Below are 13710 nucleotides of genomic sequence, written 5' to 3' on the forward strand. Positions count from 1 at the left end.
CCTTGCCGATCCTGTATAGTTTTCGCAGATGCCCTTATGCCATGCGGGCGCGGATGGCCGTGGCAGTCAGCGGGATGAACGTCGAGTTGCGCGAGGTTGTCCTGCGCGACAAGCCGCCGGAATTGCTTGCGATATCTTCAAAAGCCACCGTGCCTGTACTGGTTAAAAATGATGGCGAGATTATCGATGAAAGCCTTGACATCATGCGCTGGGCATTGGCGCAAAACGACCCTGAAGGCTGGCTTTCCGTTATTGACGAAGACCTGATTTCGGCCAATGACGGCCCTTTCAAGCAAGCGTTAGACCGCTACAAATATCCGCACCGCTTTGGACTTGCCGATGGCTTGGACTCGCGTGAAGAAGCACTGGTACATGTGCAGCGGCTGAACCAGATATTATCGGAAAAGCCTTATCTGGGCGGCAGGACTGCTAGCCTTACCGACATCGCGATTTTCCCTTTTATTCGGCAATTTGCCGCAACCGACAGAATCTGGTTTGACGGCCATCCCTTGGACGGGATTAAAAAATGGCTGGGCGAGCTGGTAAACTCGACGCTTTTTGACACCATGATGCGACGTTACCCGCAGTGGAATGCGTCATCGCCTCTGACTTACTTCCCCTAGTTATTTCATCAAAACAAGCTCTTCAGACATACTGGGGTGCAGCGCGACCGTATCATCAAACGCTTGCTTAGTCAGTCCTGCCTTCACGGCGATGGCAGCCGCTTGCAGAATTTCACCGCTTTCAGGACCAATGAGATGCAAACCAACGACTTTGTCGGTGGAACCATCCACAATCATTTTATAAAGCGCCCTTTCGTTACGCCCCGCCAAAACGTTTTTCATTGCCCTGAAATCGCTGCGATATACCTTGACCTGCGACAAGGTGGCATTTGCTTGCTCCTCGGTCATGCCCACAGATGCAATTGGTGGATTGCTAAACACGGCTGTCGGAATGCAGTTATAATCAATTGTACGCGGAGCATTGCCAAAGACGCTATCGGCGAAGGCATGACCTTCCCTAATAGCAACGGGCGTCAATTGTACTCTGTTGGTGACATCGCCAACTGCATAAATGCTTGGAACGCTGGTGCGATTGTCACTCCCGACAATAACGGCCCCATTATTGTCCAGCGCCACGCCAGCCGTTTCCAGTCCAAGGTTATTGCTGTTGGGGCTGCGGCCAATGGCCCACATTAGCAGGTCAGTTTCCACCATACCTGCATCACCGCCATCAATCAATATGCTGCCATCACCCTGTTTCACCGCGCTTTTGAACGGAAAGTTCATCCGTATATCAATGCCCTTTTCCCTGCTAATCCCTATCAGTTTTTCGACGATTTCCTGGTCGTAACTCCGCAGCATCTTGTCACCGCGCGTGACCAGTGTGACATCTACGCCAAGCTCATTAAATATCCCGGCAAATTCATTGGCAATGTAACCAGCACCTGCAATCACGGCGCGTTTGGGTAGCTCCGGCAAATGAAACACTTCATTTGATGTGATCCCTAAATCGGCACCGGGTACATCAGGAATTGACGGCCATGCGCCCGTGGCAATCAAGATATATCTGGCGGAAATATCCCGTCCATTGGCAAGCCGCACATTGTTAGGGCCAGTTACGACCGCACGTTCATGAAATATCTCAACCCCATTGCTGACAAATATCTCGCCATATAGACCTTCTAACCGGTCAACCTCTGCAGCGACGTTGTCGCGCAAGGTTGACCAGTCAAAATGTGCACCATCTGTGTTCCAGCCAAAGCGTTTTGCATCCGCCAGATCTTCAGCAAAATGCGAACCATAAACCAGCAGTTTTTTCGGAACGCAGCCCCGGATGACACAGGTGCCACCCACGCGATATTCTTCGGCTACGGCAACGGTCGCGCCATGCGATGCTGCAATTCGTGCGGCACGAACACCGCCGGACCCAGCCCCTATTACAAACAGGTCAAAATCATAATCGGACATGTGGTATTTCTTTCAAATGGTACCGGTAATGTGGGTATGAGCACGCATTCCGCAAAGTGATTTTGTTCGTTACAAAAATCGAGCAAAATGAAGGTTTCTAGATATCGCCCAGTGCAGCCTCAATCAACGCGGTGGTCGACGGGTCAAAGCCGACAGGTCCGTTTTCCGCAATGTCCTTGGCGATCTGTTTTCCAAGCTCGACGCCAAATTGGTCAAATGGATTTATGCCAAGCAGTGTTGCATTGGCAAAGGTGCGATGTTCGTAAAAGGCAATCAATGCGCCGACAATAGCAGGGGTCACGTCGTCCAGCAAAATGGTCGTTGACGGACGGTCGCCGACATAATTGCGCGCCAGATCATCGCTATTGCGCCCCGACATGAGCGCAGCACCTTGTGCAAAGCAGTTGATGAGCAATGCTTCATGATGGGCGACATCAAAATCATGACCCGGCGTCTTGCTTGCAATAAACTCAACGGGAATAAGGTGTGTTCCCTGATGCAGCAGCTGGAAAACCGCATGTTGGGCATCGGTACCGACACCACCCCATGTAACCGGCGAACTGTGGCGACCAAGCGGGGCGCCTTTTGCCGTAACCGACTTTCCGTTAGATTCCATTTCAAGCTGTTGAAGATAATCGGGCAGCAATCTCAAACGTTCGTCATAGGCGAACACGGCGCGCGTCTGACTGCCCTTACACTGGGCATAAAAAAGATCTGCAAATGCCGCCAGTGTCGGCGCATTTTCGAGTGTGGGCGCGTTCCTGAAATGCCTGTCCATTGTCGCAGCGCCTTCAAGCATTTCTTCAAATGCCGACCAGCCCAGGCCAAGCGCGACCGGAAATCCGATAGAACACCATAGTGAATATCGCCCGCCGACTGCTTCGTTAAAGGGCAAAATGCGGCTCTCGTCGATGCCCCATTCAATCGCTTTTTCCGGATAGGCAGTCAGCGCTATGAATTGGGCATATGGATCTGCCACACCGCCTTTTTGCATCCATTCCATAGCGCTCGTCGCGTTCAACAGAGTCTCGGTTGTTGTGAAGGTTTTTGATGCCACAGCAACAAGGGTTTTTAACGGGTCCAAGTCCCGCGTGGCCTCTGCCAAAGCCGCCCCATCAACGTTGGATACGACTTTTATATCATATCGGGCATCGTCGCGGCCAAGTGCGTCCATCAACAATTTGGGTCCCAATGCCGAACCACCTATACCTATATGAAGAACATGTCGGATTTCACCAAAAGCCCCGACATCTATGGCATCAACCAAACTACGCATCCGCTTTTGCAATTCCCGTGCATGGGTGACAGCTTCTGCATTTCCCGATCCGCGTTCTGCTGTATGTTCAGCAGCACGGTCTTCGGTGGTGTTCACTATAGCGCCGCTAAACAGCGCCTCTTTCGCCGCCCCGAGTCCGGCATCATTTGCAAGTGCCGAAAAATCCGAGAGCAATCCGTCATCAAGATGCGTTTTTGAAAGATCAAAACGAATACCGCCAAGTTCAACTGTCAGCTTTGAAACACGGTCTGCGTCCCTCTCAAATAGGGCAATCAGCGTTTGTTCTTCATGCTGTTCAAGCGCTGTCCAATTGCTGTTCGTCATTCGCTTTCCCTATCATTTGGTAGTGAGAATCTCGGTACTGGCCATTAGCGCGGCTTGCTATTAGAAGGCCAGTTATTCCGTCAGCTATTGACAGCTAAATTGCGAGTTTTTGTGACATCAACCACCGAACAGTCTGAATCCGGTAACGCCGGAACCAATTTGCACCAGTCGTCCAGCAAGTCGTCCTCCGAATGGCGCGATTATGGTGCTTTCTTGCTGAAACTCGCTCTATTTGTGTTTATTTTGCGAAGTTTCATTGTGTCGCCGTTCAACATACCTTCTGAATCAATGCAGCCTCGCTTGCTGATTGGCGATTATCTATTGGTTGCAAAATGGCCTTATGGATACTCCAAGTACAGCATGCCGTTCTCGCTACCCATCATACCGGGTCGGATTTTTGCAAGTCAGCCGGAACGCGGCGATGTCGTTGTTTTCAAAGCGCCGCCGACGTTGAAGGATGATTATATAAAACGAGTTATCGGGTTGCCCGGTGACGTCATTCAAATGCGAGGTGGCATTTTGGAAATCAACGGTGTGGCGGTCAAAAAAGAGCGGATTGCCGATCTCGTTATTCCTGTATCAGACAATATGAAGGACGCCGCAGCGCTTGATGGCTCGCCCTTTCCATGCTGGCGCCCGGATTTTGAGGAGCGCGCCAAGGCGGGCGGAACACAGTGTCGATATCCGCGCTATACAGAAACATTACCGGGCGGAAAGACTTACGACATTCTTGATCTGGATTCTGGCTTGCCGGGGGATGACACCGAGGCGTTTGTTGTCGGTGAAGGCCAATTGTTCCTGATGGGCGACAATCGTGATCGCAGCGCAGATAGCCGCTTTCCTGCAGATGGGAAGGCAATCGGTATAGTACCTCAAGAATATCTGGTCGGCCGGGCATTAGTGAGTGTTTTTTCGACCGACGGGTCCGCCCGCTTATTGTTGCCCTGGACCTGGTTCAGCGCCGCGCGTCCAGAAAGAATTGGGCAAGGCTTTTGAACGAAATTTCTCAAGAAGAATGGCTATTTCAGCTGCTTCCCGTCCGGCCGAAAGATGTCGAAATATATCAACGGGCGCTCACACATGGTAGTACCGGACAACCAGACTATCAGCGCCTAGAGTTTCTGGGTGATCGCATCCTGGGACTTGTTATCGCCGATATTCTGTATGAGCGCTATGAATCGGAGGCTGAGGGACGACTTTCGCATCGGCTCAATGCACTTGTTTCAGGCACTACATGTGCAGAAATAGCGCGCGAAATAGAGTTATTTGCCTATATCAAATTGGGAAAGCAGGCACGCGATGACGGTGCCCAGCAAAGCGACAATGTGCTGGGCGACGCGATGGAAGCTTTAATCGGCGCCCTTTACCTTGATCATGGCCTTGATACCGCACGTATATTGATCGAACGGCTTTGGGGCCCTTTAATCGAAACCGCCAACGGCGCACCCAAACATCCTAAATCAGCATTGCAGGAATGGTGCGCCGCCAATGGCCGCAAGGTTCCTGACTATCAGATCACCAAAAAGGAAGGCCCACCCCACGCCATGCGCTTTGAAATCACTGTCACGGTAAAAGGTTTCGACCCCATCAGTGCCTCGGCAAACAGCAAACAAGCGGCAGAAACCGCCGCAGCGCTCGCTTTTCTGGAGGCTTATGCATGACCAAAAAATGTGGTCATGTCGCCATCATCGGCGCACCGAATGCAGGTAAATCGACATTGGTGAACGCCCTTGTCGGCCAAAAAGTAGCGATTGTCAGCCCAAAGGCGCAAACCACTCGCACGCGAATGCTGGGTGTTGCTCTGGAGGGGGAGACCCAGATTATATTGGTCGATACGCCCGGAATCTTTGCCGCACAACGCCGGCTTGATCGGGCCATGGTTGCCGCCGCTTGGGATGGTGCCGGTGATGCCGACCTGATTGCCTTGATTGTCGATGGACGCGCGGGAGCAGGCCCTAAAGTCGAAAAAATATTGGAAGGTTTGAAAAATCGCCCGGAGCGTAAATGGTTGGTGCTGAACAAGGTAGATATTGCAGCAAAGGAAAAGTTGTTATCTCTAACCTCTAAAATTACCGAGATTTGCGAATTTGAGCAGATTTATTTCATCAGCGCCGCGACGGGAGACGGCTTGGCAGAATTCAAAACTGCCCTTGCCGACACGATGCCCGATGGCGAATGGCATTTCCCTGAGGATCAGGTTTCGGACGCCACCGATCGTTTGATCGCGTCTGAAATCACGCGCGAGCAACTCTATTTGCAGTTGCACGAAGAATTGCCATATGCCAGCGCCGTTGAAACCGAAAAATATGTCGAACGCGATGATGGTTCACTGGAAATTCATCAGCAGATTTTGGTTGCCCGCCCTACACAAAGGGCAATTATATTGGGCAAGGGCGGAACTCGTATAAAAACAATCGGCGAAGCGGCTCGTATCGAACTCGCCAAGTTAATGGGAGTCCGGGTGCATTTATACCTTCACGTCAAAGTCCACGCAAAATGGGATGAAGATCGCAGTATCTATCGCGACATCGGGCTGGAATGGGTGGAATAGCGCTTGTAACGCCGTTCAATCATTCGGCCTTTTTCACCTTTTTTGCTGGCGCCTTTTTCTTGGGCGCTGCTTTTTTGGGGGCGGCTTTTTTCTTTGCCTTTCCCTTTGACGGCATGGCTGCACGCGCATCTATCAGTTGCGCGGCCTCCTCCAAAGTCAGGGCATCGGGCGCTATTGATTTTGGCAAAGTTGCATTGGTTACGCCATCGGTGACATAAGGACCAAAGCGCCCTTCCATTAACTTGATTTCCGCTTCGGTCCGCGGATGTTTACCCAGTTCTTTAAGTGGTGCCCGCGCCGCGCCGCGGCCACGGCCGGGGTTGGCCGCAGCCTCCGCTAGCTTGACGACGGCGCTGTTCATACCGGTTTCAAAAACCTCCGTCGTCGTCGTCAATCGCGCATATTTACCTGCATGCATCAAATAGGGGCCATAGCGTCCTATTGAGGCCGTCACCGGCTCTCCACTTTCAGGGTGCGCCCCTACGATACGCGGAAGTGACAGCAGCTTGACCGCCCATTCGAGGCCAAAATCTTCGGATGGGATATCCTTAGGTATGGACGCACGCTTGGCATCTTTGCCTTCGCCCATTTCAACATAAGGTCCAAATCGGCCCGACTTTCGGCTTATTTCCAATTCGGTTTCGGGGTGCACACCAAGGACTTCTGGACCAGTGTCTTCCCCGTTTTCACCGCCCGGCTGTGCAAATTTTCGTGTATATTTACAATCAGGATAGTTCGAACACGCCACAAAAGCACCAAAGCGGCCGCCGCGCAGAGCCAGTTTGCCTTCGCCGCATTTGGGGCAAAGCCGTGGATCGCTTCCGTCTTCAAGTTCAGGAAAAAGATAGGGGGAAAGAAATTTGTCCAACTCGGCCGTTATGTCGGACGGTTTTAAGTCCAGGACCTCAACTGTTTTTGGTTTGAAATCACGCCAAAAACTCTCCAGAAATACCTGCCACTGCGCCCTGCCACCGCTGATGTCATCAAGCTGATCTTCCAGACCCGCGGTATAATCATATGCGACGTAGCGTTCGAAATAACGTTCGAGAAAGGCTGTTAAAAGCCGACCTGATTCCTCAGTAAAGAAACGGTTTTTTTCCACCCGGACATAGGCGCGATCTTTTAGTACCTGAATAGTTGAGGCATAGGTCGAAGGTCGACCAATACCCAACTCTTCTAACCGCTTTACCAACGTGGCTTCGGAAAATCGCGGTGGGGGTTGCGTAAAATGCTGGGTCTTTTCTACTCCATGTTTTGCAGGAGAATCTCCGGCGGTCATGGGCGGCAGAATGGCACTGTCTTCGCCCTCGCTATCATCAAGCCCTTCTTCATAAACGGCTAGAAATCCAGGAAATTTCATGACCTGACCAGTTGCGCGCAACCCGGTTTGACCCGTGCCGTCGAGCAGATCGACTGTTGTGCGCTCCATTCTGGCCGAAGCCATCTGGCTCGCCATCGCGCGTTTATATATGAGGTCGTACAGCCGTCCATGATCCCCCGATCCCGCTTTATCTTTTGAAAAATCGGTCGGGCGAATGGCCTCGTGCGCCTCTTGTGCGTTCTTCGCTTTGGTTTGATAGACGCGTGGTTTTTCAGGTAAATAACCACTATCGAACCGATCGGCGATAGTTTTGCGAGCTGCTGAAATCGCGCTGCCGTCCATTTGCACACCATCCGTACGCATATAGGTTATGGCGCCGTCTTCATACAGCCCTTGCGCGACTCTCATCGTATGGCTGGCGGAAAAACCGAGCTTGCGTGCCGCTTCCTGCTGCAAGGTTGACGTCGTGAATGGGGGTTGCGGATTACGGGTAACCGGTCTTGTTTCAACATTGTCGACCAAGAAATTTCCTGACTCGACGGCCAATCGCGCGGCTTCGGCCTGTGGTTCGCTTTTCAGGTCCATTTTATCAAGCTTGACACCCACATGGCGGGTCAATCTTGCTTCGAATTTTTGCCCCTTATGTTCCATATTGGCCTTGACTGACCAATATTCCTGCGGCCGAAATGCTTCGATTTCACGGTCACGCTCAACAATCAGACGAAGCGCAACGGATTGCACACGACCCGCCGATTTTGCCCCGGGAAGTTTTCTCCACAAAACCGGTGAAAGGGTAAATCCGACCAGATAATCAAGCGCACGCCGGGCACGGTAGGCATCGATCAAGTCGATATCCAGCTCCCTCGGCCGCGCCATCGCCTCAGTCACCGCCGCCTTGGTAATTGCGTTAAACGTAACCCGCCCGACATTTTTTGGAAGCGCCTTTTTCTTCGCCAACACTTCCTGAACATGCCAACTAATAGCCTCCCCTTCACGATCAGGGTCGGTTGCGAGTATCAGGCCGTCCGCTTTCTTGGCTTCGTCGGTGATAGCCTTTAACTGCTTCGCCTTGTCTGCATAATTGTCCCACAGCATTTCAAAGCCGTTGTCAGGGTCAACCGAACCATCTTTCGGCGGAAGATCCCGAATATGTCCATAGGAGGCGAGTACCTTGTAGCCAGGCCCCAGATACTTCTCGATTGTCTTGGCTTTTGCAGGTGATTCAACGATGACTAATTGCATGATATTATGAACTTTTCTAAAATCTCTCGCGTACGCGTATAGGCTGATGGGGTTAATGGTGTGCCGTCAAGCCAAAAAATTCATGCCGCCAGACGCACTTTTCCACCTGCCCCGCGTTCCAATTTTCCAGCCAGTTCCATTTCCAGCAAAACCATCTGAACAAGTGATTGATTGCAGCCTGACTGGCGAACAAGTTCGTCAACCGAGACATAGGTCATCCCCATCAGGTTGATAACCGACTGTCGTTCTGCGCCCGTTTCTTCTGAAACTGGAAAAGTTGGAGGGACCTTGCCTGATGGGCGGCGAACCATTTGCGCGTCAATCGGTTGGATCAGTTCAGATATATCAGCTGCATTTTGCACCAAAGTGGCGCCTTCGCGGATCAACTGGTTACATCCGTGTGAACGGGGGTCGAGAGGGGAGCCTGGAATGGCCATAACCTCCCGCCCCGATTCTGCGGCGAGTCGTGCCGTGATGAGCGACCCCGATTTCGGGGCGGCTTCAATCACAACCGTTCCCAAGGCCAGTCCGGCGATAATCCGGTTGCGATATGGAAAGTGCCGGGCACGCGGTTCGGTCGCAGGCGGTTGTTCCGCAATCAGCAGCCCGCGCTCGGCAATGGCATTTTGAAGGTCCTGGTTCTCCGGCGGATAGACCACATCAATCCCGCCAGCGATCACTGCCACCGTTCCGCTATCTATCGACCCGATGTGGGCGGCGGTATCGATGCCGCGAGCCAGTCCAGATACCACCGAGATTCCGGCCTGCCCTAATTCGAACGCCAATGTCCGTGCAAATCTGCAGGCCCCGGCCGATGCATTGCGTGCGCCGACCATCGCGACCGTCGGTCGACCCAACAACCCGATTTCACCACGCACGGTGATGACCGGCGGCGCATTATCAATATGGGACAGCAATTCAGGATAATCGGCATCATCCATGAAGATATATCGTGCGCGTAATGCCGCGATGGCGGTCATTTCACGTTCTATCATCGCGGGGTTCGCCAGTATCGCCTTGGTCTCGCCGCCGCCTATTACCAAATCCGGCAACGCATCCAAAGCCTGCTTTGCGCTGCCGAAACGCGCAATCAACCGGCGATAGGTGACCGGACCAATGTTCGGTGAACGAATGAGGCGCAGTTTATCAAACGAGGTCTGGCCAAACGGCATTTTACAGGCTCAGACTTTACTTTTCCCGATTCGCGGTTCCGTACCGTGGATCAAATTTTTGATATTCGCATGATGTTTCCAGAAAATTATCCCCGAGCAGGCACCAAGCAACGGCACAAGTTCAAATTGCCGGAAATAAACAGCTGCGATTGGCGCCACTATTGCGGCGAGCAACCCTCCAACCGACGAAATCCGGAAAATCAGCAATGCGCCGACCCATGTGATCGCATAAACCACACCAATCTGCCAAAACAGTCCGAACAAGATGCCGGCATAGGTCGCGACCCCCTTGCCGCCTTTGAATTTTAGCCACACCGGATAAAGATGCCCGAAAAAAGCCCCTGCTGCGGCAAATACCATGGCACCGGGCAGAAATCGCTGCGCCAACCAAACAGCGGTCAGGCCCTTCAACAAATCGAGCAGCAAGGTTAGTGCGGCCAATCCTTTGCGTCCTGTCCGTAGTACATTTGTCGCGCCGATATTGCCCGAACCTATATGGCGAATGTCACCGCCGCCCGCCGCTTTTGTCAGCAACAGGCCGAACGGGATTGAACCGAGCAAATAGCCCAGAAACAATGCCGGAATAATGTTTGGCCAAATGGCGGTCATGGGGCGAATCCTCTAACTATCTGTATTACGTAGCTGTTTTGTTCCGCCTTCTCAAGTCAGCTTAACTTGCCTAAAACCGGTCATACCGATATCAGATCCCGATGTCGTCAAGCGATCCGAGCGCACCTTTACTATTTTTCGATTCTGGCATTGGCGGATTATCGGTGTTGCGTGAAGTCAGGCAATCCTTGCCATTCGCGCCTCTGGTCTATGCGGCAGACTATGCCGGATTGCCCTATGGAACAAAGAGCGAGGCCGAGATTATGGCCCGTGTCCCTGCACTGCTAGGCCGGTTGGTCGAACGATATCGTCCGCGCTTAATTGCTATTGCTTGCAACACCGCTTGCACCATTGCCCTGTCGCATGTCCGCGCTGCGCTGGATGTGCCCGTGGTCGGAACGGTTCCCGCGATCAAACCTGCGGCGGAAATGACGCAGACCGGAGTGATCGGTTTATTGGGAACTGCGGCAACGATCAGGCAAGCCTATGTCGACAGACTGCAAATGGCGCATGCGCCAGGCATGACTTTGTTGCGCCATGCCGCCCCTGAACTGGTGCATGCCGCTGAATCCAAGCTGAGGACAGAATGTGTCGACCCCCAAGTGTATCAAGATGCGATGCGCGGCCTGACCAATCACCCGGATGGTGACCGTCTGGATGTCGTTGTTTTGGGATGCACCCATTTTCCATTGGTTCAAGACGAATTGGCCGCCGCTTCAAATGGGATTCGCTTTGTTGATGGATCTGCAGGCATAGCCAGGCGCATATCCCATCTTACTGCGGAACAAAATTGGCCACCTGCCCCAACAGACGGCATATTTGTAACGACCGGGAACGTTCAGGACATCAACGCTTTGCGCCCTGCGCTCGCAACATTCGGTTTGACCCAGATCAAATCACTTTAACCGCTTCCGGGCTATAGAGGCAATTGCAACGACGGTTATTGCAAGTCGTTCGCGCTGGATTTTTCCGTTTCCGGCGATTAAGGGCGACTAAATGCTGCCGAGGCAGTCCATATCGGGGTGTATGTTCCGTGAATTACGATGCAGTTTTTGACAAGGCCATTGACCGTCTCCACGCTGAGGGGCGTTATCGCGTTTTCATCGACATTTTGCGAAACAAAGGGGCCTATCCCAATGCGCGGTGCTTTGCCGGGCATAATGGACCAAAACCGATTACGGTGTGGTGCTCCAATGACTATCTGTGCATGGGCCAGCATCCGAAAGTTATTTCCGCGATGGAAGAGGCTTTACACGATGTCGGCGCCGGTTCGGGTGGAACCCGAAACATTGGTGGCAATACGCATTATCATATCGAACTGGAACATGAACTTGCCGATCTTCATGGCAAGGGTGGGGCGTTGCTGTTTACGTCCGGCTATGTATCGAACGATGCCACCTTGTCGACCCTGGCAAAGGTTCTGCCCGGATGTATCATTTATTCCGACGAGCTCAATCATGCGTCGATGATCGCCGGCATCCGCAATGCCGGATGTGAAAAGCGTGTATGGCGTCATAATGACATAGCTCATCTTGAAGAGCTTCTGGCTGCCGACGATCCCGAAGCACCGAAATTGATTGCTTTTGAAAGCGTATATTCAATGGATGGTGATGTAGCGCCGATTGCGGCCGTATGCGATCTGGCAGATAAATATAATGCGCTGACCTATTGCGACGAAGTGCATGCGGTTGGTATGTATGGCGCACGCGGTGGCGGTATTACCGAACGTGACGGCGTGGCAGACCGGGTAACCATAATCGAGGGCACCTTGGGCAAGGCCTTTGGCGTGATGGGCGGATATATTGCCGCGGATCAAAAAATCGTCGATGTCATCCGCAGCTATGCACCCGGTTTTATCTTCACAACATCGCTTTCACCGGTGCTGGTTGCTGGCGTGTTGGCGGCGGTCAAACATCTCAAATCGTCGAGCGAAGAGCGCGATGCCCAACAAGCCAACGCGGCAATGTTGAAGGCACTTTTTGCAGAGGCTGGCCTGCCTGTTATGATGAGCAATACGCACATTGTGCCACTGATGGTGGGGGATCCGGTCAAGGCCAAAAGGATCAGCGACACGTTGCTGGCCGAATATGGCGTTTATGTGCAGCCGATCAACTATCCAACCGTACCGCGCGGCACCGAACGCCTGCGTTTCACGCCGGGTCCGCATCATGACGAAAATATGATGCGCGAATTGACCGATGCGCTTGTGGAAATCTGGGGGCGGTTGGAACTGCGCGTCGCCCAAGCGGCTTAACCTACCATCTGAATATAAGTATCGCGGTCGACATTGCCACCTGACAATGTGACGACGGTTATTGGTTTTGCCGTCACCTTGCCCGACATGACCGCCGCCAAAGCGACGGCGCCGCCCGGTTCAACGACCAGATGCAGTTTTTCAAATACAAGCCGCATCGCCGCGGCCACTTCGGATGTTGATACCGCAACGCCTTTCGACACCCGATGCCGCAGCACTTCAAAATTGATTGGGTAGGTTTGCGGGGTTTGCAACGCATCGCACTTCGTTGGATAACCAAGGTCACGCACAGGCAAAATTTCATCGGCCTCAAGTGATCTTATGACGTCATCCCATCCTTCGGGTTCGGCAATAACCATTTCGGCATCGGGACAGGCCAATGAAAGACCCGCTGCAAGCCCTCCACCACCGCAACACGCCACAATTTGGTCTGGACCGCCCAACCCTCTGTCTTTTAGCTGATCGATGATTTCTATACCGGCGCTGCCTTGCCCTTCGATCACCCATGGATCACCATAGGCATGCACTAATGTAGCGCCGCTTTTTGCGATCAGCCCTGCAGCAATTTCATCCCGCGATTCGGTTGCACGATCATATAGAATGATGTCTGCCCCATATGCCCGGGTCGCGTCGAGTTTCGTTTTGGGGGCATTGGACGGCATGACAATCGTCGCGGCGATTCCAAGCCGCTTTGCCGCCCACGCGACACCTTGGGCATGGTTTCCACTTGAAACGCCGACCACCCCCCTCGCCTGTTGCTCTCGCGTCAAATCGGTAAGCCGGTGCCAGGCTCCTCGAATTTTAAATGCACCGACAGGTTGCAGCATTTCTGCCTTGCACCACAATGTTATGCCGTCAATTTCCAACGGCAATAAAGGAGTTTGGGGCAGGATTTTGGTAATCTTTGCCGCCGCGCGCACTATTCCTGCATGGTCTGGTTTACGGCCGGGTGAGAGCAATTCTTGTCCTGTCATAAAAGACCCCTATATGC

12 protein-coding genes are annotated in these 13710 nt (G+C 52.7%); 6 read left to right on the plus strand and 6 right to left on the minus strand.

Annotated features, from left to right (window positions below):
- Positions 1 to 2: 2 nt before the first annotated feature.
- Positions 3 to 623 (plus strand): glutathione S-transferase, encoded by a 621-nt coding sequence (locus EUU23_RS04515; protein WP_281346870.1) that lies wholly within the window; start codon positions 3 to 5, stop codon positions 621 to 623.
- On the opposite strand, the gene gorA is transcribed toward EUU23_RS04515, so the two are convergent.
- Both gorA and pgi read right to left on the minus strand, forming a co-directional pair.
- On the minus strand, positions 624 to 1970 hold the full coding sequence (gene gorA / locus EUU23_RS04520; RefSeq protein ID WP_160352893.1) for a glutathione-disulfide reductase: 1347 nt from the start codon (positions 1968 to 1970) through the stop codon (positions 624 to 626).
- Positions 1971 to 2067: 97 nt separating this feature from the next.
- Complete coding sequence (pgi, locus tag EUU23_RS04525; protein ID WP_160352894.1) at positions 2068 to 3570, minus strand: glucose-6-phosphate isomerase; 1503 nt, start codon at positions 3568 to 3570, stop codon at positions 2068 to 2070.
- Positions 3571 to 3729: 159 nt separating this feature from the next.
- Here pgi and lepB point away from each other — a divergent pair, with 159 nt between their 5' ends.
- The 3 genes from lepB to era are packed head-to-tail and all read left to right on the plus strand — an operon-like array spanning position 3730 to position 6121.
- On the plus strand, positions 3730 to 4566 hold the full coding sequence (gene lepB, locus EUU23_RS04530) for a signal peptidase I (protein WP_160353536.1): 837 nt from the start codon (positions 3730 to 3732) through the stop codon (positions 4564 to 4566).
- Positions 4563 to 5231 (plus strand): ribonuclease III, encoded by a 669-nt coding sequence (gene rnc, locus EUU23_RS04535; protein ID WP_160352895.1) that lies wholly within the window; start codon positions 4563 to 4565, stop codon positions 5229 to 5231. The genes lepB and rnc overlap by 4 nt, the downstream gene beginning before the upstream one ends.
- Positions 5228 to 6121 carry a GTPase Era gene (era, locus tag EUU23_RS04540; RefSeq protein WP_160352896.1) on the plus strand — a complete coding sequence of 298 codons (894 nt, stop codon included), beginning with the start codon at positions 5228 to 5230 and terminating at the stop codon, positions 6119 to 6121. The genes rnc and era overlap by 4 nt, the downstream gene beginning before the upstream one ends.
- Before the next feature lie 19 nt (positions 6122 to 6140).
- On the opposite strand, the gene topA is transcribed toward era, so the two are convergent.
- From topA to plsY, 3 genes are all read right to left on the minus strand, one after another.
- Positions 6141 to 8684: a type I DNA topoisomerase gene (gene topA / locus EUU23_RS04545; protein ID WP_160352897.1), complete on the minus strand. Its 2544-nt coding sequence runs from the start codon at positions 8682 to 8684 to the stop codon at positions 6141 to 6143.
- Positions 8685 to 8764: 80 nt separating this feature from the next.
- Entirely contained in the window at positions 8765 to 9856 is a 1092-nt protein-coding gene (gene dprA / locus EUU23_RS04550) for a DNA-processing protein DprA (protein WP_160352898.1), read from the minus strand.
- A gap of 9 nt (positions 9857 to 9865) precedes the next feature.
- Positions 9866 to 10465, minus strand: a complete 600-nt coding sequence (gene plsY, locus EUU23_RS04555; RefSeq protein WP_160352899.1) for a glycerol-3-phosphate 1-O-acyltransferase PlsY — start codon at positions 10463 to 10465, stop codon at positions 9866 to 9868.
- A 101-nt stretch (positions 10466 to 10566) separates the two neighbouring features.
- Between plsY and murI the strand changes: the two genes are divergently transcribed.
- Together murI and hemA are read left to right on the plus strand one after the other, a co-directional pair.
- Positions 10567 to 11370: a glutamate racemase gene (gene murI, locus EUU23_RS04560; RefSeq protein WP_160352900.1), complete on the plus strand. Its 804-nt coding sequence runs from the start codon at positions 10567 to 10569 to the stop codon at positions 11368 to 11370.
- A 128-nt stretch (positions 11371 to 11498) separates the two neighbouring features.
- On the plus strand, positions 11499 to 12719 hold the full coding sequence (hemA, locus tag EUU23_RS04565) for a 5-aminolevulinate synthase (RefSeq protein WP_160352901.1): 1221 nt from the start codon (positions 11499 to 11501) through the stop codon (positions 12717 to 12719).
- On the opposite strand, the gene EUU23_RS04570 is transcribed toward hemA, so the two are convergent.
- Complete coding sequence (locus tag EUU23_RS04570) at positions 12716 to 13693, minus strand: threonine ammonia-lyase (protein ID WP_160352902.1); 978 nt, start codon at positions 13691 to 13693, stop codon at positions 12716 to 12718. The genes hemA and EUU23_RS04570 overlap by 4 nt on opposite strands.
- Positions 13694 to 13710: the final 17 nt, after the last annotated feature.

Source organism: Sphingorhabdus profundilacus (genome assembly GCF_009769755.1).
Classification (GTDB): Bacteria; Pseudomonadota; Alphaproteobacteria; order Sphingomonadales; family Sphingomonadaceae; genus Sphingorhabdus_B; species Sphingorhabdus_B profundilacus.

What these genes read in the sequence shown, in the direction of transcription:
- gorA (WP_160352893.1), bottom strand. Translation starts at nt 1,970, where the DNA reads ATGTCCGATTATGATTTTGACCTGTTTGTAATAGGGGCTGGGTCCGGC.
- pgi (WP_160352894.1), bottom strand. Translation starts at nt 3,570, where the DNA reads ATGACGAACAGCAATTGGACAGCGCTTGAACAGCATGAAGAACAAACG.
- era (WP_160352896.1), top strand. Translation starts at nt 5,228, where the DNA reads ATGACCAAAAAATGTGGTCATGTCGCCATCATCGGCGCACCGAATGCA.
- topA (WP_160352897.1), bottom strand. Translation starts at nt 8,684, where the DNA reads ATGCAATTAGTCATCGTTGAATCACCTGCAAAAGCCAAGACAATCGAG.
- dprA (WP_160352898.1), bottom strand. Translation starts at nt 9,856, where the DNA reads ATGCCGTTTGGCCAGACCTCGTTTGATAAACTGCGCCTCATTCGTTCA.
- plsY (WP_160352899.1), bottom strand. Translation starts at nt 10,465, where the DNA reads ATGACCGCCATTTGGCCAAACATTATTCCGGCATTGTTTCTGGGCTAT.
- murI (WP_160352900.1), top strand. Translation starts at nt 10,567, where the DNA reads ATGTCGTCAAGCGATCCGAGCGCACCTTTACTATTTTTCGATTCTGGC.
- EUU23_RS04570 (WP_160352902.1), bottom strand. Translation starts at nt 13,693, where the DNA reads ATGACAGGACAAGAATTGCTCTCACCCGGCCGTAAACCAGACCATGCA.